This is a genomic window from Dyella sp. OK584 (assembly GCF_057787755.1).
In genome coordinates this window covers 893,311-918,875 of record NZ_CM173542.1, presented here as the reverse complement: position 1 = coordinate 918,875, position 25,565 = coordinate 893,311, and the positions used below count along the sequence as shown (strand labels likewise).

The 25,565-nt window shown below is 64.4% G+C and carries 22 protein-coding genes; 8 read left to right on the top strand and 14 right to left on the bottom strand.

What is annotated here, in order from left to right; all coding sequences use genetic code 11:
* The first annotated feature begins 219 nt into the window (after nucleotides 1-219).
* Nucleotides 220-1,104 carry a YbaY family lipoprotein gene (locus AC3CBN_RS04055; RefSeq protein ID WP_488635540.1) on the top strand — a complete coding sequence of 295 codons (885 nt, stop codon included), beginning with the start codon at nucleotides 220-222 and terminating at the stop codon, nucleotides 1,102-1,104.
* Between the two features lie 81 nt (nucleotides 1,105-1,185).
* Here the strand turns inward: AC3CBN_RS04055 and AC3CBN_RS04050 are convergent, their stop codons facing one another.
* The 5 genes from AC3CBN_RS04050 to mnmG all read right to left on the bottom strand — a co-directional run bounded on the left by AC3CBN_RS04050 (nucleotide 1,186) and on the right by mnmG (nucleotide 9,572).
* A complete protein-coding gene (locus AC3CBN_RS04050; RefSeq protein WP_488635539.1) occupies nucleotides 1,186-3,051 on the bottom strand; it encodes an autotransporter outer membrane beta-barrel domain-containing protein in 1,866 nt (621 codons plus the stop codon).
* 202 nt (nucleotides 3,052-3,253) lie between these two features.
* Nucleotides 3,254-5,590, bottom strand: coding sequence for a Tex family protein (locus tag AC3CBN_RS04045; RefSeq protein WP_488635538.1), 2,337 nt, complete (start codon nucleotides 5,588-5,590; stop codon nucleotides 3,254-3,256).
* 91 nt (nucleotides 5,591-5,681) lie between these two features.
* Nucleotides 5,682-6,446 carry a winged helix-turn-helix domain-containing protein gene (locus AC3CBN_RS04040; RefSeq protein WP_488635537.1) on the bottom strand — a complete coding sequence of 255 codons (765 nt, stop codon included), beginning with the start codon at nucleotides 6,444-6,446 and terminating at the stop codon, nucleotides 5,682-5,684.
* A 392-nt stretch (nucleotides 6,447-6,838) separates the two neighbouring features.
* A complete protein-coding gene (locus AC3CBN_RS04035; protein ID WP_488635536.1) occupies nucleotides 6,839-7,615 on the bottom strand; it encodes an RDD family protein in 777 nt (258 codons plus the stop codon).
* Nucleotides 7,616-7,694: 79 nt separating this feature from the next.
* A complete protein-coding gene (gene mnmG / locus AC3CBN_RS04030) occupies nucleotides 7,695-9,572 on the bottom strand; it encodes a tRNA uridine-5-carboxymethylaminomethyl(34) synthesis enzyme MnmG (RefSeq protein WP_488635535.1) in 1,878 nt (625 codons plus the stop codon).
* 564 nt (nucleotides 9,573-10,136) lie between these two features.
* Here mnmG and AC3CBN_RS04025 point away from each other — a divergent pair.
* On the top strand, nucleotides 10,137-10,322 hold the full coding sequence (locus tag AC3CBN_RS04025; protein ID WP_488635534.1) for a hypothetical protein: 186 nt from the start codon (nucleotides 10,137-10,139) through the stop codon (nucleotides 10,320-10,322).
* 216 nt (nucleotides 10,323-10,538) lie between these two features.
* Here AC3CBN_RS04025 and pepN read toward each other — a convergent pair whose 3' ends face one another.
* Nucleotides 10,539-13,196: an aminopeptidase N gene (gene pepN, locus AC3CBN_RS04020; RefSeq protein WP_488635533.1), complete on the bottom strand. Its 2,658-nt coding sequence runs from the start codon at nucleotides 13,194-13,196 to the stop codon at nucleotides 10,539-10,541.
* 66 nt (nucleotides 13,197-13,262) lie between these two features.
* On the opposite strand from pepN, the gene AC3CBN_RS04015 reads away from it, so the two are divergent.
* Entirely contained in the window at nucleotides 13,263-14,267 is a 1,005-nt protein-coding gene (locus AC3CBN_RS04015) for an aldose epimerase family protein (protein ID WP_488635532.1), read from the top strand.
* Nucleotides 14,264-15,229 (top strand): pyridoxal-phosphate dependent enzyme, encoded by a 966-nt coding sequence (locus AC3CBN_RS04010; protein WP_488635531.1) that lies wholly within the window; start codon nucleotides 14,264-14,266, stop codon nucleotides 15,227-15,229. Before AC3CBN_RS04015 ends, AC3CBN_RS04010 begins: the two co-directional genes overlap by 4 nt.
* A gap of 616 nt (nucleotides 15,230-15,845) precedes the next feature.
* On the opposite strand, the gene AC3CBN_RS04005 is transcribed toward AC3CBN_RS04010, so the two are convergent.
* Nucleotides 15,846-16,727, bottom strand: a complete 882-nt coding sequence (locus tag AC3CBN_RS04005; RefSeq protein WP_488635530.1) for a DMT family transporter — start codon at nucleotides 16,725-16,727, stop codon at nucleotides 15,846-15,848.
* Nucleotides 16,728-16,939: 212 nt separating this feature from the next.
* Here AC3CBN_RS04005 and AC3CBN_RS04000 point away from each other — a divergent pair, with 212 nt between their 5' ends.
* Complete coding sequence (locus AC3CBN_RS04000; protein WP_488635529.1) at nucleotides 16,940-17,518, top strand: DNA-3-methyladenine glycosylase I; 579 nt, start codon at nucleotides 16,940-16,942, stop codon at nucleotides 17,516-17,518.
* A gap of 107 nt (nucleotides 17,519-17,625) precedes the next feature.
* Here the strand turns inward: AC3CBN_RS04000 and AC3CBN_RS03995 are convergent, their stop codons facing one another.
* Both AC3CBN_RS03995 and AC3CBN_RS03990 read right to left on the bottom strand, forming a co-directional pair.
* Nucleotides 17,626-18,165, bottom strand: a complete 540-nt coding sequence (locus AC3CBN_RS03995) for a hypothetical protein (protein WP_488635528.1) — start codon at nucleotides 18,163-18,165, stop codon at nucleotides 17,626-17,628.
* A 159-nt stretch (nucleotides 18,166-18,324) separates the two neighbouring features.
* Nucleotides 18,325-19,245 carry a LysR substrate-binding domain-containing protein gene (locus AC3CBN_RS03990; protein WP_488635527.1) on the bottom strand — a complete coding sequence of 307 codons (921 nt, stop codon included), beginning with the start codon at nucleotides 19,243-19,245 and terminating at the stop codon, nucleotides 18,325-18,327.
* A 108-nt stretch (nucleotides 19,246-19,353) separates the two neighbouring features.
* Here AC3CBN_RS03990 and AC3CBN_RS03985 point away from each other — a divergent pair, with 108 nt between their 5' ends.
* Nucleotides 19,354-19,557, top strand: a complete 204-nt coding sequence (locus AC3CBN_RS03985; RefSeq protein ID WP_488635526.1) for a hypothetical protein — start codon at nucleotides 19,354-19,356, stop codon at nucleotides 19,555-19,557.
* A 61-nt stretch (nucleotides 19,558-19,618) separates the two neighbouring features.
* On the opposite strand, the gene bioC is transcribed toward AC3CBN_RS03985, so the two are convergent.
* The 5 genes from bioC to bioB are packed head-to-tail and all read right to left on the bottom strand — an operon-like array spanning nucleotide 19,619 to nucleotide 24,416.
* The gene (gene bioC, locus AC3CBN_RS03980; protein ID WP_488635525.1) at nucleotides 19,619-20,500 is read right to left on the bottom strand and encodes a malonyl-ACP O-methyltransferase BioC; all 882 of its coding nucleotides are present in this window, start codon (nucleotides 20,498-20,500) and stop codon (nucleotides 19,619-19,621) included.
* The gene (gene bioH, locus AC3CBN_RS03975) at nucleotides 20,500-21,267 is read right to left on the bottom strand and encodes a pimeloyl-ACP methyl ester esterase BioH (RefSeq protein ID WP_488635524.1); all 768 of its coding nucleotides are present in this window, start codon (nucleotides 21,265-21,267) and stop codon (nucleotides 20,500-20,502) included. The genes bioC and bioH overlap by 1 nt, the downstream gene beginning before the upstream one ends.
* Complete coding sequence (locus AC3CBN_RS03970; RefSeq protein WP_488635523.1) at nucleotides 21,264-22,151, bottom strand: sulfurtransferase; 888 nt, start codon at nucleotides 22,149-22,151, stop codon at nucleotides 21,264-21,266. Before AC3CBN_RS03970 ends, bioH begins: the two co-directional genes overlap by 4 nt.
* Before the next feature lie 28 nt (nucleotides 22,152-22,179).
* Nucleotides 22,180-23,367 carry an 8-amino-7-oxononanoate synthase gene (gene bioF / locus AC3CBN_RS03965; RefSeq protein ID WP_488635522.1) on the bottom strand — a complete coding sequence of 396 codons (1,188 nt, stop codon included), beginning with the start codon at nucleotides 23,365-23,367 and terminating at the stop codon, nucleotides 22,180-22,182.
* Between the two features lie 8 nt (nucleotides 23,368-23,375).
* Nucleotides 23,376-24,416: a biotin synthase BioB gene (gene bioB, locus AC3CBN_RS03960; protein WP_488635521.1), complete on the bottom strand. Its 1,041-nt coding sequence runs from the start codon at nucleotides 24,414-24,416 to the stop codon at nucleotides 23,376-23,378.
* A 146-nt stretch (nucleotides 24,417-24,562) separates the two neighbouring features.
* On the opposite strand from bioB, the gene AC3CBN_RS03955 reads away from it, so the two are divergent.
* Together AC3CBN_RS03955 and AC3CBN_RS03950 are read left to right on the top strand one after the other, a co-directional pair.
* The gene (locus AC3CBN_RS03955; RefSeq protein WP_488635520.1) at nucleotides 24,563-24,769 is read left to right on the top strand and encodes a hypothetical protein; all 207 of its coding nucleotides are present in this window, start codon (nucleotides 24,563-24,565) and stop codon (nucleotides 24,767-24,769) included.
* Nucleotides 24,770-24,785: 16 nt separating this feature from the next.
* Nucleotides 24,786-25,517, top strand: a complete 732-nt coding sequence (locus tag AC3CBN_RS03950) for a ComF family protein (protein WP_488635519.1) — start codon at nucleotides 24,786-24,788, stop codon at nucleotides 25,515-25,517.
* Nucleotides 25,518-25,565: the final 48 nt, after the last annotated feature.

Genomic DNA, 25,565 nt, shown 5'->3' with positions numbered 1-25,565 from the left:
TATCGCTGTTGTTACAAGGGGCGGCCCGGTAACGGGCCGCCCTTTTCTATTCAGGGTCCTCTAGCGCATTAACGCATTGGCATACGCAAGCGCATGGATTTAACTTTTACAAGCCCTTGATTTTGGACTATCCTCAGAGCTTCCCCCGTGTAGAGTCGAGGCGTGTCGGGCGCCTGTTGGTTCTCGCGTCAAGTCCTGACAGTCGATAGAGGTTCTCCCATGCGCAGGTTGGTTTGGTCGCTGATGTCGGTCGCTGCACTGGCTCTCGCCGGTTGCGGTAATTCTTCCGATTCGTCCCAGAACGCTACGCAGGGCGGTGAAACGGCTGCCTCGTCGGGTTCGGCTGCTGCGGCCGCCACGCCGGCCAAGGCCAATGCGATCACGGGTTCCGTGACGCTGCGCGATGCGGCCGACGTGTCGGCATCGGCCAAGCTGCAGCTCACGCTGATCGACGTGTCCGCGCAGGACGCCACTCCGCTGGCCACCAAGACGGTCGAGCCGGCCAACACCTTCCCGCTGTCGTTCGAGCTGCCGTACAACCCGGCCGACGTGAATCCGTCAGGCTTGTATGTGCTGAAGGTTGACCTCGTCGACGGCGATCGCCATTACACGCCGCCGCTGCAGACCCAGGTGCTGACCAAGGACGCGCCGACCCAGGTGAGCATTCAGCTGGTGGGCGAGCAGACCGCGGGCGAAAAGGAATTGGCCGCCTTTACGGCCGTGCAGAAACAGATTGGCGGCATGAAGATCAGCAACGGTACCAAGCTGGACGACAAGGTGTCGCGCGGCTGGCAGGTGTTCCGCGAAGCGGGTGAAGTCAAGTTCATCCGCGAGCAGGTCGACTACGGCGACAAGGGCTTCACCAGCACCGACTTCGCCTACAAGGACGGCAAGCCGTGGGTGGTCGTGCAGCAGAAGAAGTCCAGCAAGGACGGGAAGCCCAGCCAGACCGACCGCGCCGCCTGGAGCCAGGATGGCCAGCTGGTGCTCAAGACAGCCGAGGCCGGTAGCAAGACCTCGCCGCTGGGTGAAGACGTCGCTGCCGACCTGCAGAAGCAGGCGCAGTCGATCCTGAATCTGGCGACCAACGGCAAGGGCAAGTAAACGTCCCCTCCGTTTCGCCTTCGGGCATGAAAAAAGCCGTCCGCTCACGCGGACGGCTTTTTTGTTGGGGAGAAGTACGTCTTAGAAGGCGTACTTCATACCCAGGTTGACGCTGTTGTACTTTTGGCTGTTATCGCTGAATCGGCCGCTGTAACCCAGCCAGCCGGTGAGGGTCTGCGTGAACTGCGCGCTCAGGCCCACGTCGGCAGTACCCCAGGTCTTGTCCGGCGTGAAGCCAACCAGGCTGAAGCTGCCCGGCATGCTGTTGAGGCCAGCAGTGACTTCGCGCGGATCGGCCTTGCTGTCGTGGTTCCAGGCAATTTCAGCGTACGGCGACAACATCGTGTTGCCTGCTTGCCAGTGTCCCTGCAGGCGCCAGCCAAGAGTCGAGACGAGGGAGTCGCGCTGCTGGCGCTTGAACCACATCGCGCTGCTGTCGTTGCCGCTCTCGGTGTAGCCATCGACCTTGACCGTCTGCCACTCGACCGTGGCGAACGGACCCGTACGCAGGCTGGAGATGTCGAACCACCAGCCACCGGTGGCGCCGCCACCCAGGTGATTGCCGTCGGCCTTGGCGGTTTCGCTGCGCTGGTAGTTGCCCAGATGGATGCGCCGCTCGATGTCGGAGAAGTTGTCCTGGCCGAAATCGACGTAACCACCGATATAGCCACCTCCCTGGTGATAGGTGAGGTAGCCGAGGCCCGACACGTCCTGCAGCTTGTAGCCGCCGCCACCGCTGTAGTCACCGTTGTGCTGGCCCACATTCATGGCCATGCCGCCGGAGAAGCTGTCGTTGAGGCGCACGTCAGCACCGATGGTCAGGTTGACGTTGTTGCTCTTCGTCTTGGGCGAACTGCTGCTGGCGTCGAAACTCTGATCGCCGTAATCGACGTTGGCGAACACGCGCGTGTCGCTACCTTGGCCGTCGGCCAGCATCTGGTTGCGGATGGCTCGGTTCTGAGCCGTGATCGACGCCAGTGGCGCTTCGGCAAGCAACGAGGCATAACCCGGCGCATTGATGATCGACATGACGTACTGGCCCAGCATGACGTCAGCTGCGGTGCTCGGGTGCACGCCGTCGGCGAACAGATAGGTTTGATCGGCGCCAGGAGCGTAATGGTAGAGGTACAGCCCGCTGGTGGAACCCTGCGGTCCACACACCACCGAACTGGAGCCCGCACCGCAGGCCGGCGTAGTGACGTTGGTGAAGCCGAATGCTGACGGATTGGCCACCACCTCGTTGATCAGCCCGAAGGTGTTGACCGGGATGATGTTCACGCCGCCGCCACTGAGCTGAGCGATGCCGCTCTGGAGCACGTTGTTGTAGATCAGCGAGATCTGCGTACCGCCGGACTGCGCGGCGGCACCCGCGGCGATGCTCTCGGGCGTCTTGCCGATGTCGGGCAGGTTGTAGACCACTACGTACTTCGCACCCGCCGCCTTCAGGCTACCCAGCAGGTTGACCTCGACTTGTGCCGCGGCGGCGGCACCGGCCGCGATCACGTTGGAGTTGGTGGAGGCGCCGGTGAGATAGAAGATGTCATTGGCGCCGCCCCATACCTGATACAGCGTGTGCGCGTCCGCTTTGCCGCCGGTGCTGGCGAAGTACTGCTGGAACTGCTGCGGAATGTTCTGGATAGGCAGCGTGGTGGCGTTGTTGACGAAGCCGGCGCCGCCGTAGGCGTAGTCCGTGCCTCCCTGAATCGACGGCGCGATACTGAAGCCGAGGGCTTTGGCAACGTTCTCGACGGCAGTCGAGCCCGGGTTGGTTGTAAAGCGCTGGGTCGTCTGGAGGTTAGGGTCCAGGATCAGCGAGACGTTGCCCGCATCGCTGAGGCTGTCGCCAAAGACCACGACGTTGTCAAAGCGCTGGTCGGCCGCGAAGGCCTGGGAGCTGAAGAGCAGTGCGGTGGCGATGGCACCGGTAATAGGGCGGATGCGGGGCATGTTGGTGACGCTCCTGGTCGGGTAAGTCTTTTGTTATTTCCACGTTACGGTAATGCAATGCCGTACGTAGGCGCATGCTGCGCCGCATCGAGGCTCTTCCCGGGTAACTTTCATACGCGTACCCAAAAGCGCGCACCGGCACGCGCCAACCCCCAAAGGGGCCTGGCGCGCACCGAGTGCGCTCCTGCAAGCGTGAGGTGTTTTAGCGCTTTATGGCGCGCGAAAGCGCGTCGGCGAATGCGCTGTTGGCCGGCGTCGGCGTCGGCGTGGGCTTGGGCGCACCACCGCCGGGCCGCGGGCCGCGATTGTCGCGTTGGCCGCCACGGGTCTCGTTGCCGCCCGAGGGTTTGCCACCGCGAGCCTGCTGCCCCGGTTCATCGTCCAGGCGCATGGACAGGCCGATACGCTTGCGCGGAAGGTCGACCTCCATGACCTTCACCTTGACGATGTCGCCGGCCTTCACCGCATCGCGCGGATCCTTCACGAAGGTGTGCGACAGCGCCGAGACGTGGACCAGGCCGTCCTGGTGCACGCCGATGTCCACGAACGCGCCGAACGCAGCCACGTTGGTCACGCGGCCTTCCAGCACCATGCCAGGGCGCAGGTCCTTCAGGTCTTCCACGCCTTCGGCGAAGCTCGGCGCGACGAATTCCGGGCGCGGGTCGCGACCAGGCTTCTCCAGCTCCTTGAGGATGTCGCGCACAGTCGGCACGCCGAACGTCTCGTCGGTGAACTGTTCGGCCTTGAGGCCGCGCAGGAAGCCGCTGTCGCCGATGATGGAGCGTACCTCACGGCCGCACTGGGCAATGATGCGCTCGACCACCGGATAGGCTTCCGGATGCACCGCGCTCGCATCGAGTGGGTTGTCGCCGCTGGGTACGCGCAGGAAGCCGGCGCACTGCTCGAACGCCTTGTCGCCCAGGCGCGGCACCTTGAGCAGCGCCTTGCGGTTGGCGAACGGGCCATTGGCATCGCGATGCTTCACCACATTCTCCGCGACGCTGGCGCTCAAGCCGGCAACGCGCGAGAGCAGGGCCGCGGAGGCGGTGTTCACGTCCACGCCGACTGCGTTCACGCAGTCCTCGACCTTCGCATCCAGCGCGCGTGCGAGCTTCACCTGGTTCACATCGTGCTGGTACTGACCCACGCCGATCGCCTTGGGCTCGATCTTCACCAGCTCGGCCAGCGGATCTTGCAGGCGGCGCGCAATGGAAACGGCGCCGCGCAGGCTCACGTCGACATCCGGAAACTCCCTGGCAGCGATTTCCGATGCCGAATACACCGACGCGCCAGCTTCGCTCACCACCACCTTGGATAGCTTCGCGTCGGCAAGTTTTTTGATCATCTCGCCGGCGAGCTTGTCGGTTTCGCGCGAGGCAGTGCCGTTGCCGATGGCGATCAGGTCGACGCCGTGCTGCTTGCACAACTTGGCCAGTTGCACCAGCGATTCGGTCCACTGCTTGCGCGGCTCATGCGGATAAATCGTGTCAGTAGCGAGCAACTTGCCGGTGGCATCGACCACCGCCACCTTCACGCCGGTGCGAATGCCCGGGTCCAGGCCCATCACCGTCTTGGCGCCGGCGGGCGCGGCCAGCATCAAGTCCTTGAGGTTGTCGCCGAACACGCGGATGGCTTCGTCTTCCGCGCCTTCACGCACGCGACCGAACAGATCGAGCGTCAGGTGCAGATGCAGCTTCACGCGCCAGGTCATGCGCACGGTCTCGCGCAGCCATGCATCGGCAGGGCGGCCGCGATCGAGGATGTGGGCATGCGCGGCCACGCGGCCTTCGCCTTCCTGATGACCCTGATCGGAGTCGACGTTGGGCGCCAGCTCCAGTTCGATGATGCCCTCGTTGCGTGCGCGCATCAGCGCGAGCAGGCGATGCGAGGGAATTTTGCCGATCGATTCGATGTGATCGAAATAGTCGCGGAACTTCGCGCCTTCGTTTTCCTTGCCTTCCACCACCTTGGCGCGGATCTGGCCCTTGTCCCACAGCCAGTCGCGCAGCTCGCCGACCAGGCCGGCGTCTTCAGCAATGCTTTCCATCAGGATCGCGCGTGCACCGTCGAGCGCGGCACGCGCATCGGCCACGCCCTTCTCGGCATCCACGAACGACGCGGCAAATTCTTCGGGCGAACGCGAAGGATCTTCGCGCAGGCCGATGGCCAACGGCTCCAAGCCTGCTTCGCGCGCGATCTGCGCCTTGGTGCGACGCTTGGGCTTGTACGGCAGGTAGAGATCTTCCAGGCGCGCCTTGGTGTCGGCGGCGAGAATGTCGCCCTTCAGTGCATCGGACAGCTTGCCCTGTTCTTCGATGCTGGCGAGGATCGCGCTGCGACGCTCCTCAAGCTCGCGCAGATAGCGCAGGCGCTCTTCCAGCAGGCGAAGCTGCGTGTCGTCGAGACCACCGGTGGCTTCCTTGCGGTAGCGTGCGATGAACGGCACGGTGGCGCCGCCGTCGAGCAGATCCACCGCGGCATGGACCTGGTCCGGCTTGGCGGCAATGTCCTGGGCAATACGTTGTTCGATGCTGAGCATGAGGCTGAAACGATTCCTGTGCATTCAACGATGCGGCGCGCCGCCTATGTGGCATGCCGAGTCGTTGATCATAGCAAGATGCCTCGTACGCTCATTCGCTCGAGGCGAGCCCTCGTTCAGCGCTGGTCCTCAGGTAGCCCGCGGCGCCTGTAAATGCGGTCTCCCCGCCTTGGGCGTTCGGGTAAAGCGTGGCGACGCGGCGGTTGCGCGGCCAATGGCGGGGACGCACAACATGTGCGCTGTTGCTGTGCGCGAATGGCAGCACCACCAGCGCGGGCTGCGGCGATGTGCGTGGGAAGTGCGAGGGGTTGCTCGGCGGGTGTACCAGACTGGCGACGGCGAGCATGGCCACGATCACAATCAATGTGATGGCTGCGGCCAGCCACTGACCAGGCGCCTTGCGGCGGGCCGGCGGCTTTTCAGGCGCTGCGAAAGCTGCCGTGTCCGCGTAGTCGTCGGGGCCCCGCCCCGTAACGAACTCATCATTCGCGGCTTGCCCGGTGGACACCGCTGGCGCCTCCATGCGCTGCACGTCGCCGATAAAGCGGTAACCGAGGCTGTGTACGGTAGCGATATAACGCGGATGACCCGCGCGGTCGCCGAGCGTGTGCCGCAATTGCGAGATGACGCGTGTGAGTACGCCGGGCGTGACGTGTCGATGACCCCAGGCGGCGTCGAGCAGGACGTCCTTGCTGACGACCTCGCCGGCCTGTTGCAACAGCACCACCAGCACCGCGTAGGCCTTGGGCTCGACCGAGAGCACCACGCCTGCACGTTCGAGGCGATGCGCGCGCGGCTCGACAACAATGTCTTCGCACTGATAGATCCAGCCGCTATCAGGTTGGGACTGGGCCATGACCTTGCCTGGTGCGCGGCCCCCTGCATGCACAAGCATGCGCCGCTGACACCGAATGCGCATCCGCCATAGGTCATAACGTGAGTGCACGCGCGGAGGCGTCAAGGGCCGTAGATGCATAGTGCACCTGCCACAGGCGGCTCGAAGTCCATTTGCCATCCGCACGAATCATCGCTCTACGTGCACGCGTGCAGTTGCTTGAGTGCAATCAGCTCGTGAACATCGCGTGCTGTATACGTCAGATGAGACGCTCTTGTCGTGCGAGACAGCCTCGTCGTCAGGTTGTCCCTACAACTTATCACCGAGGCGCGAACATGATGGCTGGTGCTTCCATGTGCGGCCCGTCGAAACGAGCCGGCGAAGCTTCTCCGGCAATGTCTGCCGACGTGCGATCAGGCGCTGAATGAGCCTTGATCGCCGTTCGTCTGCGGCGCGGGCGAATGGGCATGACCGGGACGGCCATTGAGCACCAGCGTTTGCGCGAGCAGGTCGTGAAGGCCCTGCTTCCGCTGCGTCCAGGCCACCATCAGGAAACCGATGCACAGGATGAAGGCGCTCAGCAGCTTGCCGAAATAACGGCCCGTGGCGCGCACGAAGCTGATGCGCTGCCCCTGCAGGTCCGTGACACGGAGACCGAGTGCACGCTTGCCGAGCGTGGCCTGCCACACCGAACTCTCGCACGCGGCGAAATACAGCCACGTAAGCGCCGTCTGCGCGAGCAGGGCCGGTCCGAGTGCATGGAAGTAGCTGTCGAACGCCTGCAGGGCAAGTTGCGGGTCGCTGCCCGCGGCAAGTTTTGCCTGCAGGTAGATTTCGGCGGCCTCGTTCGCGCCGAACAGACTGCTGAGCAGCATGTTGGGAAGCCACAGAACGAGCGCATCGAGAACGTAAGCCGCCACGCGTTTCCAGAAACCCGCGTAATCCGTGAGTACCGCAGCAGCATCGCCGGCGAATTCCGCGGCGCGCGGTGGTGCAGGAGGCGGCGTGAATGCGGGCGGCGCGGCACGGAGCTCGTCGGGAAACAGGCTCGACAACGGCTGCCAGTCGGTCATGCCTTCATGCCAGCCCAGGTCATCGGGACTCACCTGGCCGCTGCGCAGCCACTGGCGTATGTCCACTTCCTTGTACGGGCCATGCCGTTCACCGTCCCGCCCGATCCAGACTTCCATCGTGTGCTCCGAGATGACTTTCAGGCCCGCATCATGCCATGCGGGCACGACATCTTGGCGTTTGTGCGACGGTTCCGATTCACGCTGCGTCGCGGCGTTTCAGATGTACCAGCAGCAGCGAAATTGCCGCCGGCGTCACGCCGCTGATACGCGCGGCCTGGCCGATGGTTTCCGGCTGCACGCGCTTGAGCTTGAGCAATACTTCGGCCGAGAGACCGCGCACTTTGTCGTAGTCGAAGCCGCCGGGAATTGCGGTTTGCTCGTGGCGTCGCTGGCGCTCGATTTCTACGCGCTGGCGCTCCAGGTAGCCGGCGTACTTGGTCTGCACTTCCACCTGTGCAGCGACGTTCTCGTCGTCCACCGAAGGTCCCATGCTGTCGACCGAAGTCAGCATGGCGTAATCGAGTTCGGGTCGACGCAGCAGGTCCAGCGCATTCGTCTCACGGCTCAGCGTGATACCAAGCTGTTTTTCGATGATGGCGCCAAGCGTGTTGGTTGGTGCGGCCCAGATCGCACCCAAGCGATGCGTCTCGCGCTCCACGGCATCGCGCTTGGTACGCAGCGCGTCGTAACGCGCCTGCGGTACCACGCCGAGCCGATGGCCGGTTTCAGTGAGACGCAGGTCGGCGTTGTCCTCGCGCAGATGCAGCCGGTATTCGGCGCGCGAGGTGAACATGCGGTAGGGCTCGATGGTGCCGTTGCTGGTGAGGTCGTCAATCAGCACGCCGATGTAAGCCTCGTCGCGACGCGGATACCAAGGCGATTCGCCCTTCATCGCCAGCGCAGCATTGAGGCCCGCGATCACGCCTTGCGCGCCCGCTTCTTCGTAACCGGTGGTGCCGTTGATCTGGCCGGCGAAGTACAGGCCCGGAATGGTCTTGGTTTCCAGCCATGGGTGCAGTCCGCGCGGATCGAAGTAGTCGTATTCGATCGCATAGCCGGGCCGCGTGATGTGCGCGTTCTCGAACCCCTTGATCGAACGCACCAGCGCCAGCTGCACGTCGTAAGGCAGTGAAGTGGAGATGCCGTTGGGATAGACCTCGAAGGTGTCGAGGCCTTCGGGTTCGATGAAGATCTGGTGCGAGCTCTTCTCGGCGAAGCGCACGACCTTGTCCTCGATGGAAGGGCAGTAGCGCGGACCGATACCCTCGATCTGGCCGCTGTACAGCGGCGAGCGGTCCAGCGAGCCGCGGATCAGGTTGTGGGTGTGCTCGCTGGTGTGGGTGATCCAGCAGCTCACCTGGCGTGGGTGCTCGTCGCGCGAACCCAGGTACGAAAACACGGGGGCGGGGTTGTCGCCCGGCTGCTCTTCCAGCCCGGTGAAATCGATGCTGCGCATATCGATGCGGGGCGGCGTGCCGGTCTTCAGACGGTCGGCGGCCACCGGCAGTTCGCGTAGCTTCTGCGCCAGCGTGCTTGCCGGAGGATCACCGGCGCGGCCGCCTGCGTACTGCGCGGGGCCGATATGGATCTTGCCGGCCAGGAAAGTTCCGGCGGTCAGCACCACGGCTCGGGCGCGGAAGGCCAGGCCCATCTGAGTCACCACGCCGGTGACGCGGCCGCCTTCCAGGATCAGGTCGTCCACTGCCTGCTGGAACAGCTCCAGATAGGGCTGGGTTTCCACCATCCGTCGGATCGCGGCCTTGTACAGCGAACGGTCCGCCTGGCATCGGGTGGCGCGCACGGCCGGGCCCTTGGAGGCGTTCAGGGTGCGCCACTGGATGCCTGCGAGGTCCGCGGCATGTGCCATGGCACCGCCCAAGGCGTCGATTTCCTTGACCAGGTGGCCCTTGCCGATGCCGCCGATGGCCGGGTTGCAGCTCATCTGGCCAATGGTTTCGATGTTGTGGCTGAGCAGCAGCGTGCGCGCACCGGTGCGCGCTGAGGCAAGCGCGGCTTCGGTGCCGGCGTGGCCGCCGCCGATCACGATGACGTCGTAGTGGGTCGGATGAAACATGAAACTGCCCCGAAAGCGCAGGATTGGACCAATTGCGACGCTAATGGTAACGCTACTGGGGCCGTCGGGCAGCTGGCATGTTTCCTGCTTAACCTGCTACGCACTTTCCTCGGGCAGACGCTGCGCGGTAACGCGCGCCGAGATCGAACGACAGGGGTTCGATTGCGTGCCGGGAGAGGAAGCGAGACGGCGCCCCTTGGGGCGCCGTCGTTTTTTCTGGCCCTGCCCATGTACTTCGGGCATTTCCGGGCCTAAATAAGATCTGGCGCCCGGCGGTCTCAGGAACAGGGGGAATCCAGGATGACCGTGTTGCCGGGCGCCAGAAACCGGAAAACAGGTTGCTGGCAGCAATGTTCGCTGCGCGTCTGAGTTGGATATTTACGCCTTTCGCGTGAACGTAAAGTGACTAAAACGCCCGTTTGTGCCGAGTCTCGGCACCTGCTGACGCGCAGCGTCATTTCGTGATCCTTGGCCATTTTCAGTGTGATGCACATCACATTGCTGGCACGAGCATTGCATTTCCCAGGATGCCAGCAAGGCAAATCGTTCTGGGGGATTCACGTCATGGATTTCAGCTTCGATTTCCAACCGGTATATCAGCACCACGACCTGCTGATCGAACTTGGCCGTGTCGAAATGGCCATGGAGCATCTGGACAAACGCAACGAGAACGAGCGGCAGGCCCTGCGCCCGCGCTTGATCTCGCGCATGAGCCGCCTGCGCGACGAGTTGCAGCGCCTCGAGGCTTGAGATTCTGCGCGCCAGGCGCGCAATGGATAACAGGCACATGGACGTCCATACGTCCGCGTGCAATCAGGCATGGAGGCCATGGAACGATCTCGCTCGCCGGAACACCAGGCAGTTCAGGCGGCCTCACTCCCTATGATGAGCTTACGCCCGGGTGCCCCGTCCTCGACGGGCAGCACTCGGACGTCTTTTCATTCCGTCCCTTAAGCAGTGCCCCGCTCAGCCGTGCAGCATGCTTCGCACGATCTCGGTGAGATTGCGGGATAAGTCGGGATACGCTGCCAGTGATTCGATGGCTCCGCGGGCCACCGCCCGACGGCCGGGCTCAAGCCGTTGCCAGCCGTTGAATGCTGTGGCCATCCGGGCTGCCACCTGGGGATTGAGCGCGTCCAGCTGCTTCAGTCGTTCGGTCAGCAACTGATAGCCGCCACCATCCGGGCGATGGAATCCATCCGGATTGTTGCGCGCCCAGGCACCGAACAACGCATTCACCCGGTTTGGATTTTTCAGGGTGAAGGCCGCATCGCTCTCCAGCACGCGTACGCGGTCGAGAACCAGTTCGCCGGGTAGCTGCGTCTGCACCGAGAACCACTTGTCCATGGCCAGCGGATTGTCTGCATAACGTTCGCGGAAATGCAGCAGTGCGGCGCGCGCCTGAGGTGCGTTGCCACGCACCAGCACAGCGAGCGCGGCGAGGCGGTCGGTCATGCTGGGCGCGTTGTCGTACTGCAAGGTGGCGAGCGCATGGGCTGCCCACGGGTCGATGCGTGCGAGCAGTTCCAGTACCCGCCGCTTGAGCCGGCGTCGTGCCTGGCTAACGGCATCAAGATCGAGGCTGGTGTCCGCCACGAGTGCGTCGTAGCGCTCCTGCAGTGCCTCGCGACCGATACGCAGCGCCAAATGCTCCTGCAACTGATGTCGCAGTGCATGCACATGAGAAGGATTGACCTGCCGTTCGCGCTCCGACAATTCGATCTCGCCGGGCGGCGTCAGCAGATCAGCGAGCAGGGCGGTATCCAGTGTAGTCTCGGCAAACAGCGCTTCCAATGCGTCACACCAAGCGTCCAGCGCATCGGTACCGTTGCCGTCGCGCAGGTTGTCATAGGCGCGAGCAGCCAGCTGTTGTCCGGCCTCCCAGCGGTTGAAGCCGTCGATGTCGTGGCGCAGCAACAAGGCGAGATCGGCCGGCGCGTAATCACATTCAAGGATCACCGGCGCCGAGAACCCGCGCAGGAGTGAGGGCACCGGTGCGGCACCTACCTGCTGGAATACGAAGGCGCGCTCGGCGCGATCCAGCACCACCACGCGCTCGGTGGCGCTGCTATACGTCGCGTCATCACCGACCAGATGCAGCGGAAGCATTCGACCTGTGCGGTCGAACAGGGCCAGCTTCACCGGTATCGGCAAGGGCTGCTTTTGCGGCTGACCCGGCGTGGCTGGTGTGTGCTGCGACAACGTCAGGGTATAGGTGCGATGTGCCGCATCGTAGTGGCCGCGCGCGGCCAGCCTCGGCGTGCCGGCTTGTGCGTACCAGGCGAGATAAGGCATCAGGTCGATGCGGTTGGCTTCACCCAGTGCGCGGAGAAAATCCTCCAGCGTGGCGGCGTGGCCGTCATGGCTCGCGAAGTACTGATCCATGCCGCGCCGGAAACCTTCGCCGCCCAGTCGCCCCGCCACCATGCGCACCAGCTCCGAGCCCTTCTCGTAGACGGTGGCCGTGTAGAAATTGTTGATCTCGCTGTACTGCGCGGGGCGCACGGGATGCGCCAGCGGGCCAGCGTCCTCCGGGAACTGCGCACGGCGCAGCAGGGCCACGTCTTCGATGCGCTTGAGTGCGGGCGAGTTCATGTCCGCCGAAAATTGTTGCTCGCGGAACACGGTGAGGCCTTCCTTCAGCGAGAGCTGAAACCAGTCGCGGCAGGTGACGCGGTTGCCGCTCCAGTTGTGGAAGTACTCATGCGCTACTACCGCTTCCACCGCGCGGTATTCATCGTCGGTGGTGGAATCGGCATCGGCCAGAAGATACTTCGCGTTGAAGATGTTGAGGCCCTTGTTCTCCATCGCGCCCATGTTGAAGTCGTGCGTGGCGACGACATGGAACACGTCGAGGTCGTACTCGCGGCCGTAGGTTTCCTCGTCCCAGCGCATCGAGCGTTCGAGCGCGTCCATCGCGTAGTCGCAGCGACCGATGGCGTCGGGCTCGGCCCAGATCACCAGCTTCACGGCGCGACCGCTGCCGGTGACGTAGTCGCGCTCGATCTTCTGCAGGCGACCGGCAACCAGCGCGAACAGGTAGCTGGGCTTGGGATGCGGATCGACAAAACGTGCCCAGTGGCGCCCGTTTTCCAGTTCGCCGTGGCCATCGGGATTGCCGCCGGCCAGCAGTACAGGAAAGCGCTCGCGATCGGCGCACAAGGTAACGGTGTAGCTGGCCAACACATCCGGCCGGTCAGGGAAGAAGGTGATGTGGCGGAAGCCTTCGGCCTCGCACTGGGTGAGCAGGAAGCCGCTTTCGCGCGTGCCGGACAGGTACAGGCCTTCCAGCGCGGTGTTGGCAGCCGGCCGCACGCGCACGCGCGTCTCCAGCACGCTGCCGTCGTTCGCGCCGTCCACTTCAAGCACGTTGCCGCTATGACGCCAGGCGTGCTCGGGCAGGGGCTGGCCATCCAGCGCGATCGATAGCAATTCCAGGCCTTCGCCATCGAGGCGCAATGGTTCCTGTTGCGCCGCGTCGCGCTGCAGGTGCAGGCGCGAAGTCACTTCGGCGTCGTCGATATCCAGGTCGAACACAAGCTCTACCCGCGAGACACGCCATGCAGGAGCGCGGTAGTCGTTGAGCCGGATCAGAGTGGGAGAAGCGTCGCTACGGGTGTTCATCGGCACGGCTGGGGAGGATGGGATCAGTCAGGCTAACATGCGGTTCTTTCCGGGCAGGACAAGTCGATGGCGGAGTATCTTGCGGAGCGCGGCCAGTTGGGCAGCCAGCACATCGTCGTACTGGCCGACCCCACGCGCGGCAGGCGCGTGCGCATCGCCCGACGCGGCGCCACCTTGCTGGGCTTTGAGCTGCCGTGCCGAGACGGCGTGCGCGACATCGCCGATGGTTACCGCGACGCCGGCGAACTGGATACCCGGCCCAGCTCCCGCTTCGCCATCATGGTGCCGTTCGCCAATCGCATCGACGACGCCCGCTACCTGTTCGATGGCGAGCCATACGACCTGCAGCCGGGCGTGGAAGGTGCCTCGCGCGCCGCTCGCCATGGATTCGTGCGCGGCGTGGATTTCGAGTTGACCGCGCTGTCCGCCGATGCGCAGGCAGCGCGGGTGACATTCAGTACCCATGCGATCCGGCCGGGTGTGCATGCGGGTTATCCGTTCGCCATCGACCTCGCGGTGACCTATACGCTCGACGCCAGCGGCCTCACGCTAGAAGCGGTGATGCGCAACGTGGGCAGGCATGCCGCGCCGTGCTTCTTTGGCTGGCACCCGTATTTCCGCCTGGCGGAAACGCCCATCGACAGCTGGGAGTTGCAGATTCCCGCGGCCAGCCTGGTGCGCACCGATGCCGATTTCATCCCACTGCCCGGCGACGGCGCGCGCGTGCCGCTCGAACATGCGCCGGAACTCGACTTTCGCCAGCTGCAGCCCATTGGCACACGCGAGCTCAATCATGCGTTCGCCGATCTCCGTTGCGATACGGACGGTCGCGCCCGCGCCCGATTGCGCGAACCCGACAGCGGGCTGTCCATCGCAGTGTGGCAATCCTCGGGCGTGATGCTCGCCTTCACCGCAGACACCGTGACGCGCGATGTACGCCGCTCGGTGGCGCTGGAACCCATGGAAAGCTGGGCCGACGCCTTCAATCGGCCCGATTGTGCCGAAGCTATTCGTCTGGAACCCGGCGCCGAGCGGCGCTTCCTTTGTGGTGTGGAGATCGAAAGCCCATGAGTTCGTCCGTGAATCGCGCCGCGTTGCCAACCTTTGCACAGGTGCAGGAAGCTGCCACGCGCATTGCGCCGTACGCAGTGGTGACGCCGGTGTTGCGCAGTGCCGCCTTGAACATGCTGTCCGGTGCGGACCTGTACTTCAAATGCGAGAACCTGCAGCGTGGCGGCGCGTTCAAGTTTCGCGGCGCATGCAATGCCGTGTGGTCGATGGACGATGGTCAGGCTGCGCGTGGCGTCGTCACGCACTCCTCCGGCAACCACGGCAATGCGCTGGCGATGGCGGCGGCCACGCGCGGTATTCCCGCGCATGTAATCGTGCCCGAGGGCGCCGTGCGTACCAAGGTGGAAGCGATCGAGCGCGCCGGAGCCATCCTGCATCGTTGCGCGCCTACGCAGGCGGCACGCGAGGCCAAGGCTGAGGAAGTGCAGCGCGACACGGGTGCGGAGCTGGTCCACCCGTTCTCCGATACGCGCGTGATGGCTGGCCAGGGCACCGCGGTGCTTGAACTGCTGCAGCAGAGCGGAGGCATGGATGCGGTCATCACGCCCATTGGCGGCGGCGGCTTGATCGCCGGCACTGCCATTGCCGCGCATGGCGTGGCGCCGCAGCTGCGCATGCACGGCGCCGAGCCGATGGGTGCCGACGATGCAGCGCGCTCGCTGGCGCAGGGACATCGCGTGGGTCCATTCGTGCCTGACACCATCTGCGATGGCTTGCGCACGCTGATCGGCGAGACGAACTTCGATGCCTTGCGCATGCATCGTGTCGAAGTGACGACGGTGAGCGACGAGGAAGTCATCGCCGCCATGAAGTTGTTGTGGAGTGAGCTGAAGATCGTGGTGGAAACGTCAAGCGCTACCGTGCTGGCGGCCGTGCTAAAGCGGCCGGAACGATTCAAGGGCCAGCGCGTTGGGCTGATTCTCAGCGGTGGCAATGTCGATCTCGACGCGTTGCCGTGGTGAGCTCTTCTACTTCCTCTCCCTATGGGCGACCCGAGGGTAGTCCCTGTGGGGGGAGAGGGTTGAGGTCAGGGGGCGGGTGCAAGCGAGAGGGCTGCGAAGAAGCTCGCTCTTGCAAAGCTCTCGCAAGATTGGCCCCTCACCCCAGCCCTCTCCCCGGAGGGGAGAGGGAGCAGGGCAGCGGGCTTCGCTTTAAGTCCTCAGTGCGTCAACGCGTTGCGGTGTAGCCACGGTCCTTGAGGTAGCACGTCACTTATCTGGCTTGCGCCTCGCATCAGGCTTGTATCCCGCACATTGCTATGAGCCCTTAAGGCCATTTTCTTTGGGTTACTTTTCTTTGACTCCGGGCATCCTGCCCTCCGCCCTTCGGGCCGGCTTCGCCGTTCGCACGCGCTCCTGCGCGTGCGTGGGCCAGCAAAAGAAAAGTGACTCGGCTGCCGGCAGGCAGTCGAAACGCCCGCTGCGTAAGCGGCACGCTGGCGGCAACACTTCAACCCTGAAACAAGAACCGGTCGCGCACGGGGTGCGCCCCCACATAACGGCAAAAAGGCAACAGCGATATCGCAAGCGTGGCCCCTCACCCTACCCGCTTCTCCAAGGGGGGAGGGAACAGAGCACGTCAACCACGCCGCAACCGCAACCCGCTCACTGCTACCAATCCAAGCAGTACGAATGCAATGCCCACCACCTCCATCGTGCTGGGTTGTTCGTGCAAAATCGCCCACGCCAGCAGCACGCTGACAATCGGCACGCCCAGGCTGGCGAGGCTCGCCACCGCCGTGGGCAGTCGTTGCAGTACGACCAGCCACAGTCCCCAGGCGATGCTTGACGCCATCACCACGCTATAGGCGAGGCCGCCGATGAATCCCCAGTTCCAGTCGATCGCGCGCTGCGGTACGCACAACGCCACCACCACCAACGCGATGGCACCAAACAACATCTGCCACGCCGTGAGGTTCAGCGGCGTGGGCGCGTGATGCAGAAAGACCCGCTTGCTGAGCACGGTGCCCATGGCCCATGCCGCGCCGGCGCCGATCGCTAGCAGCGTGCTGGTGGTGTTGCCCAGCCCATGCCACGGCTCGATGATGCAAACCAGGCCGATGGCGGCGAGGCCCAGACCCAGCCAGCGTTGCGGAGTAAGTCGTTCGTGCAGGATCAGCCATGCCAGCAGCACTGCCCAGAACGGCATGGTGTAGGCCAGCAGCGCGATGCGTCCGGCGCCACCGTTTACCAGCGCCCATTGACCCAGCCCCTGGAAAGCCGCGGTCTGGCACAAGCCAATGAGCAGCGTGGGCAGCAACGGCGGCGGGCGCAGTGGTTGTCGCATGACAAGCAACGCGCCGAACAACACCAGTGCACCGAGTACATAGCGTATCGCGGCAAAGTCGAACGGCCCCGCATGCTGCAGCACCTGCTTCATCACGATCCAGCTGTACGCCCAGATCACAATGGTGGCCAGAAGCGCCAGCATGGCGCCGCGAGAAGGCGGGGATGCAGTCATCAGAATCCAGTCGGGGGAGTAGTGGCGCCTGCGGCGGACCTTGCCCTTGTCCGCTGCGCACGGGTGGGATAGCGTCGTGCCTCTCCCGGAAACATACAAGGGGAAGCGCATGGCTCCGAACGAGCCATGGACGCGTTCCCTTGGCCTCTGCCGCCATCCGCCTTCGCGCGCGAACCGGCGAATGCAGTGCGGACTGAAAAGGATTCGACGACATGGCAACACGAGCAGCCCGTTCCATCCAGCGTTGCCCCTGGGGCGAAAGCGCGGACATGCATGACTACCACGACACGGAATGGGGCGAGCCGCTGCATGACGATCGCTCGCTATTCGAATTTCTGTGCCTGGAAGGCGCGCAGGCCGGCCTCTCGTGGCGAACTATCCTGCTCAAGCGGGACCACTACCGCCGGGTGTTCCACGGCTTCGACATCGCGAAAGTCGCGTCGATGAAGGATCGCGAACTGGAAAAGGCGTTGCTCGACCCGGGCATCGTGCGCAACCGGCTCAAGGTCTACGCCACGCGCGACAACGCCATCACCACGCTCAGCGTGATCGACGAACACGGCAGCCTGGACGACTACCTTTGGTCGTTCCTCGAGGGCAAACCCATTCGCAATCGCTGGACTGGCCAGGGCGATGTGCCGGCCAGCACGCCGCTGTCCGACCGCATGAGCAAGGAACTGAAGAAACGCGGCTTCCGCTTCGTCGGCACCACCATCTGCTATGCCTTCATGCAGGCCACCGGCATGGTCAACGACCATGTGGTGAGTTGCTTCCGTCACAAGCAGGTTTGACCCGCGGCGCCGCGCGAATCAATCGGCTTCGGCGCGTGGGTCGAATCGCGCGAACAGCAGCGCGCCCAGTTTGACGGAGGCCGTTGCGGCCTCCGTAATTCAGTAGATCAATTCATGAGCTTCTTGAAGCGAGGATCGGATACCGCTTTCTTGATTAGATCCTGCACGGCAGGTCCAAGCGCCTGTGCGGTCTGATTGCACGCAGTGATGGCGTCGAAGCCGCTCTTGAACTCGTACTTGTTCTCGACGGCCAGCGACTGCCCATTGTTGGAATTCAGCGTCAGGGAAAGATCCCACCACCCACTCGTCAATCCGGCGCTGGACGAAAACGCGATCTTGTCCATACGTCCGGTCAGCACGGCATTGCTGTCGCCATAGACGCCTGCGAGCTTGAATTCGTCGTTGAACGCCTTCCGGACGAACTCGGGGATTGTGACCCCGTCGGATGCCTTGATGGGGCCCATCAGGCGGCAGTTGGCATCATAGTTTGCCGGAGATTCCAGGGCCGCGAGGCTGAACGTCTTGCCCTGGTAACTCTTGAGGATCATGTCATTGTCGACCGACACGGAATATCGTGCGGGCGTCATGGTGGAACAGCCGGACGCAACAAGCATCACGCCCAAAAGGGCGAGTCGGACCTTCTTCACGTTTTTCCCCTGTTTCGATATCACGCTCGGGCGCGAGCCACAGGCCCTTGCCGTTTCGCCGCGAGAAGTCCCCGGCAGCCGCGAGCAATCTAGCTAACCCCGTTTCGAAAAGCGAGCCGCTTGGCGGCGTGCTCAGGCTCGGATGAAAACAGAGTGTGGTCAATGATGCCGGCGTCGGTCGACGTTTTGCGGCATGCGTCGCGGCTCTTGCGCATAGCGGCGCGCCTCGTCCAACAGCCACGCGCGGAACACGAGCAGGGCCGGATGCTGCGCTGAGCGTGGCGGATAAACCAGATAGTGGGCGTAGTCGGCGCGTAACCGCCGCCTGCTGAGCAATATCAGTTGACCCGATTCCACCAATGGTCGCGCCATGGTGAGGCGGCCGAGCGCAATGCCCAGGCCTTCGACGGCGGCGTGATGCAGTGTCTCGGTATTGTCGAAATGCGCCACATAGCGCGTCGGCGGCGTGCCGCCATACGTGTGGAACCACTTGGCCCACACATTCTCCGGGTCGCGCAGCAGCGGCCACTCGGACAATTGTTTCAGAGTGGGTCGGCCGAGTCGCTTGATGAGTTCCGGACTTGCGATGGGTGTGAGCCAATCGTCGAACAGATGCTCGGCGACTACACCAGGCCATTCACCGGGACCGAAACGCAAGGCAGCATCGACGGGCTCGCGCTCGAAATTCACCAGTTCCACGCCCGATTGCAGGTTCAACTGCAGATGCGGATGCGCGGCAACGAAATGGGAAAGTCGCGGCACCAGCCAACTCGACGCTACCGACGGCATGACGCTGATGGTGAGCTGATCTGCGGGCGGCGCACTGAATGCCTGCAACGCGCGCTCGATCGATTCGAACTGCGGCCCCACCAGTTCCAGCAGCCGCGCGCCTTCGGGTGTGAGGTCGACACCGCGTGGGCCGCGTACGAACACGCGCTGGCCCAACCGGTCTTCAAGTCCGCGGATCTGGTGGCTAAGCGCGCTGGTGGTGAGATGCATATAGCGGGCCGCCATTGAGAGATTGCCCGTGCGAGCAGCAAGCACGAAGCCTTGCAGTGCAGTGAGTGGCGGTCGAGCCATATGAAGTTGCCTCAATACTGGATTGCAAAAATGTCGCTTTTTGCAGGGCTCCAGTTGACCTACCTTCAGAACTGCCCGGAGTCCGGGCGCCGTTCGAGGAACGCGATCATGCTGATCTTCGACCTTCCCTTCCTTAAGACACCCGCCACGGCGTCGAAGCCTGCCCGCGACGACTTGGCCTTCCAGAACCTCGACATCGACACTCTAGCGTCCGCGCCATGTAGGGAACGTCATCACGACGAGAAAGCGGTGGACGGCCTCGGTCACTACATCGACAGCCGCCTGTGCGACGAGCGCTTCCGTATCGATTGAACCACCATCGGCGCCGGGGCCTGTCGCGTGAGCGAGGCCCCAGCGGCACATGCGCGCAACGTCAGCGCCGCCGCGAGCCGCGCAGATTGTCGATCGAGAAACTGGCCATTTCACCGCCGCCGGCCATGCGACGCGACTGGCCCGGTGGCGGACCCCAGGCGTGCGCGGTAACGACTTCCCAGGTGGCGGGAATACGGCCGTCCACACGCATCGCCTCGTAGGCAGCCAGCATGCGCTGATAATGGCGCTTGCCGAGCAGGTGACGTTCGCGTTCGCGATCGGCGTTGGTGGCGCCGAGACCCTGCAGTTCCTTCAGCAGCATGCGCGGTTCGCTGTAGGTCAGCGTGTAGCGATCCACGTCGAGCACGGGATCGCGCAAACCCGCGTTGATCATCGCATCGCCCAGGTCGTGCATGTCGAGGAAGCGACTCACGTGGGGTTGCTGGTCGGCTTCAGCCCAGGCAGCGCGCAGTTCCTTCAGCGTGTCCGGACCAAAGGTGGAGAATACCAGCAGGCCACCGGGCTTGAGCACGCGCACGCATTCGCCGAACAACGCGGGTAAATCATCGATCCACTGGAAGCACAGGTTGGAATGCAGCACGTCCACGCTGTGATCGGGCAACGGCAGTGCAGTGGCTTCCGCGCACACGCGCTGGAAGGGTTTGAGCCAGCTGATGTGTTTTCTCGCGGTGCGCAGCATTGGCAACGCCAAATCCATGGCGATCACTTGCGCCTTCGGATAGCGCTTGCGCAGCAGCGCCGTGCCGCGACCTGTACCGGCGCCGACATCCACAACGCGCTCCGGTGCTTCCAGATAGAAACCCAGGCGATCGAGCAGCAGCGACTGCACTTCGCGTTGCAGGGCGTCGTGGTGTTCGTAGGTGCTGGCGGCGCGACTGAAGTTGTGGCGCACCTGCCGGCGGTCGAAATGCGATTCGCTCATCAAAACTTGTCCAGCATGGGTGCCAGCACCGCAGCGACGTCGCTGGCATAGCCGAAGAATGGCGCGTGGCCCGCGTGCGCGATCTCGTGATAGGTGCCGCCGCACTGTTCCGCGGACCACGCCATGGCTGGCGGCTGCACCAGTCGGTCGCGGTGACCAGCGATCCACGTGCTTGGCACGGAAAGACCAGGCAGATCCGCGCGACGATCGGTGTCCTCGAGAATGCGGATGCCTTCTTGCAGCACGCGCAGGTTCGGCTCGCCGCGGGTGAACACCAGCTCGCGCAGGTGACGAAGTTCGGCGCGCGGGTCCGGGCTACCCATCGCTTCGAGCGCCATGAAGCGTTCGAGCGTGGCGTGATAATCAGTTTCGAGGTCAGTGGCGAGTTGGCGCACCAGCTTGGGGTCAGCGCCGTAAGGCCAGCTCTCGTCGCGCGCGAACTTTGGCGTGCCTGAGATCACTGCCAATCCGCGCGCATGCTGCGGGTGTTCCAGTGCGCCGGTGAGCGCGATCAGTCCGCCCAATGACCAGCCGATCCACAGCGCGGGCGGCGTGCGTTGGGCGATGGCCGCGGCGCAGGCCGAAGGCTCCAGCGGCAACGTGCTGTCGCGCGAATAGCCGTGGCCGGGAAGATCCACCACGTGCATGGTGCAACGATCGGCCAGGGCCTCGAACAGCGGCGCCATCATGCCGCCGTGCATGGCCCAGCCGTGCAGCACGACGACGGGGATGGAGCCGTGGCCGTGGGTTTCGATGTGGAGCGTCATGGGCTGTTGACTCCCTCTCCCCTGCGGGGAGAGGGTTGGGGTGAGCCACCTAAAGGTGGTGAAGGGTGGGTGCTCGCGGAAGCGTCGCCAAGTGCGAGCGTGTCGCCAGGTTGGCCCCTCTCCCCAGCCCTCTCCCCGGAGGGGAGAGGGAGTAAGGGCGACGGCGCGAGGCTCTTGTCGACGGAACCGCGCTCATCAAACACGAAGCAGTCGCCCCGCCAATGTGTGCCGTCTGTTTCCTCGAAATACTTCAGGATGCCGCCTTCCAGCTGGAAGACGTTGGCCATGCCGATATCCTGCATATGCAACACCGCCTTCTCGCAGCGGATGCCACCGGTGCAATACGACACCACGGTCTTGTTCTCGAAGCGCGCGCGGTCGGCGGCGATGGCATCGGGAAACTCAGTGAAGCTGCTCAAGCGATAGTCCACAGCGTTGTGGAACAGGCCCACGGCGGTCTCGTAGTCGTTGCGCGTATCCAGCAGCACCACTTCGCGACCGTCATCGTCGTGACCGCGTGCAAGCCAGAGCTGCAGCGTATGCGGTGTCACAGCCGGAGCGCGCGAGCCTTCCGGGCGAATCGCTGGCATGCGCATGGTGATGATCTCTTTCTTCAGGCGCACACGCATGCGGCCGAACGGCACCTCGTCGGATACCGATTCCTTCGGTTCCAGCCCGGCAAAGCGCGGGTCGCTGCGCAGCCAGTCCATGAAGCTCTCGATGGGCGCGCGCGGGCCGGCCAGGAACAGGTTGATACCTTCGGGCGCGAGCAGGATGGTGCCCTTCAGATCGAGTGCGAGGCAGCGTTCAAGCACGCGCTCACGCAGCGCTGGGAGGTCGTCCAGGCCGACGAAGCGATAGGCGGAAAGATTGATGATAACCATGGGAAGGAGGGGTACGGCGAGGCCGCCATTATACGGGGCGCCCCGCCGGGGGCCCGGCAGGCAGGCGGGAGAGGGCTTCCAGCAGCCGGTCAACATCGCCTTCCTCATGCATCGCCGACAGCGTGATACGCAGGCGTGCCTTGCCCTGCGGCACTGTGGGCGGGCGGATCGCGGTGACCAGGAAGCCTTGGTTTTCCAGGGTTTCGGCGGCATCCAGCGAGGCCTGGGCATCGCCCAGCAGCAGGGGCTGGATAGCCGTGGGCGAAGCCATCAGCGGCAGCCCGAGCTGGGCGGCGCCGTGGCGGAAGCGGGCGATCAGCGCGTGGAGCTTGTCGCGACGCCAGCCTTCGGTTTGCGCCAATTGCACGGCAGCCAGCGTCGCGGCGGCCAGCGCGGGTGGCATGGCGGTCGTATAGATATAGGTGCGCGCGGACTGCACCAGGCCGTCGATCAGGTCCGCCGAACCGGCTATGAAGGCACCGCTGCAGCCCAGGGCCTTGCCTAGCGTGGCCATCAACACGGGCACGTCGTTCTGGCCCAGATCGGCCACGCTGCCTTCGCCACGCGCACCGAGCACACCCAGACCGTGCGCATCGTCGACCATTAGGGTGGCGCCTTCACGCTGGCACAGCGAGGCGAGCGCCGGCAGCGGTGCGATATCGCCGTCCATGCTGAATACGCCATCGGTGGCGAGCAGAGCGGCAGCATCCTTGTGGCTGGCGAGCTGGCGTGCGGCAGCGTCCACATCAGCGTGCGGATAGCGCTTGAGCTCGGCGCCGGCCAGTTGCGCGCCGTCGAGCAGGCAAGCGTGATTGAGCTTGTCCTGCACGCACAGATCATCGCGTTGCAACAGTGCCTGCGTCACGCCGAGGTTGGCCATGTAGCCGGTGGAGAACAGCAGCGCGCGCTCGCGTCCGGTCCATGCGGCCAACGCTTCTTCCAGCGCGGCGTGTTCGGCGCGATGGCCACAGATCAAATGTGCCGAACCGCTGCCCACGCCGCTGTCATCGGCGGCACGCTTGAGTGCGGCGACGAGTTGGGGATGTTGCGCCAGGCCGAGATAGTCGTTGCTGCAGAACGCGAGCAGGCGGCGCCCGTCGCGTTGCACCCATACCCCGTCGGCGCGCTCCACGACATGAAGTCGCCGCAGCAGGCCGGCACGTGCGCGTTCAGCGCTATGCCGGGCCAGCCGCTCGGTGAGCGAAGGGCGCGTCATGACACCGCTCAGGCGGCGGCGCTGCAACCGCAGCCGTTACCGCAGCCAGCCGTCTCGGCTTCGAGAATATCGGCGTGCACGGTGTCGGCTTCTTCCACCACTTCCATCGGATGCAGGTCGAGCCGCGCGAACAGCTGGCGGTCGTGTTGCACGTCCGGGTTGCCGGTGGTCAGCAGCTTTTCGCCGTAGAAGATCGAGTTGGCGCCGGCGAAGAAGCACAGCGCCTGCACCGCGTCGTCCATCTGCTGGCGGCCTGCCGAAAGGCGCACCATCGAGGCGGGCATCAGGAGGCGCGCTACGGCAATCGTGCGTACGAATTCGAACGGGTCCAGCGCCTGCGTGCCATTGAGCGGCGTGCCTTCCACCTGCACCAGCTGGTTGATCGGTACCGACTCGGGGTGCTCGGGGAGGGTGGCCAGCGTTTGCAGCAGACCGGCGCGCTGGTCGCGCGTTTCGCCCATGCCGACGATGCCGCCGCAGCAGGTCTTCATACCCGCCTCGCGCACATGCTCCAGCGTGTCCAGGCGGTCCTGGTACTGGCGCGTGTGGATGATCTCGCCGTAGAACTCCGGCGCGGTGTCCAGATTGTGGTTGTAGTAGTCCAGGCCCGCGCGCTTGAGCGTCGCGGCCTGATCGCCGCTGAGCATGCCCAGCGTGGCACAGGTTTCCAGGCCCAGGCCTTTCACCGCGCTCACGATCTCGGCCACCTTGGCCACGTCGCGGTCCTTCGGGCTGCGCCAGGCGGCGCCCATGCAGAAGCGGCTGGCGCCGGCGTTCTTGGCGGCCTGAGCGCGCGCCACCACGGCGTCCACGCTCATCAGCTTCTGTGCCTGCACGCCGGTGTCGTAACGCGCGGCTTGCGGGCAATAGGCGCAATCCTCAGGACAACCACCGGTCTTGATCGACAGCAGGGTGGATACCTGCACCGCGTTCGGGTCGTGATATTCGCGATGCACCGAGTGCGCGCGATGCAGCAGCTCGTTGAACGGCAGGGCGAACAGGGCGGCGACTTCGGCGCGTGTCCAGTCGTGGCGGATGGAATGGGCCATGGCGACAGCTCGGGGGTTTGGGGTAGCGCGACAGTGTGGCAGGGCCTATTCCGCTGTCAACCTGATGAGAGTCCATCTGGTTGACGATGCGCAAACGTATGGCTGCCGCTACCATCGGGCTCATTCACCGCGCAGGAGTCGTTGGCATGAGTGCAGGACAGGGCAGCATTGGCTCGACGCCCGCATCTATCTGCAGCTTTCTCGTGCCGGGTCTGGGGCAGCTGCTGCAGCGGCGGCCGTGGATTGCCTTGGTCATGATCGCGCTGGCCTCGGTGCTGTGGATCATCAAAATGGGCTGGATCATCCACCTGTGGTCCGGACTGGACGCGGCGCTGTACAAGCAGCGCACTTAGCAAGGAGAGGGTGCGCATGGAGGCGCTCAACCGATGGCGATGGGCCGCACACACTGCACACACACTGCAGCGCTTCGTTCTGCCCTTGCGCTGCCTCTTATGTGACGCATCAGGCGCAGACGGCATCGACCTCTGCCGCGACTGCGTCGCCGAATTGCCGCGCAACCTGAGCTGTTGCGCGCGTTGTGCCCTGCCACTGGCAACGCCGGCGGCGCTATGTGGCCAATGCCAGCGGCGACCGCCGCCGTGGGATGCGGCGTGGGTGCCGTTCCGATATGCGTGGCCACTGGATCGGCTGGAATCAGGTTTCAAGTTTGGCGCCGACCTGGCCGCTGGCCGCGTGCTGTCGACGTTATGGTTGCGCGATATGCCGGCCGTGGAGCGTCCCGAACTGATCGTGCCGGTGCCGCTGCACCGTTCGCGCCTGCGCCAGCGTGGCTACAACCAGGCGTTGGAACTGGCGCGCCCGCTCGCGCGCTCGTTGCAGTTGCCCTTGCGCCATGGCCTGCTGCTGCGCGAACGCGGTACGACGGCGCAGACCGAACTGGGCGCCATCGCCCGGCGGCGCAATGTGCGCGGTGCCTTCAGGGTGAAGGCCGATGTCGCATGGCCAACCCATGTCGCCCTGCTCGATGACGTGATGACCACGGGCGCCACGCTGGCGGAATGCGCGCGCGTGCTCAGGCGGGCCGGCGTGAAGCGCATCGACGTATGGGCGCTCGCCCGTGCGCCGGTCGCGCGCACCTAGCCAGGCTGTCCACGCGCTCCCGCATCACCATAGAAATACGAATGGCGG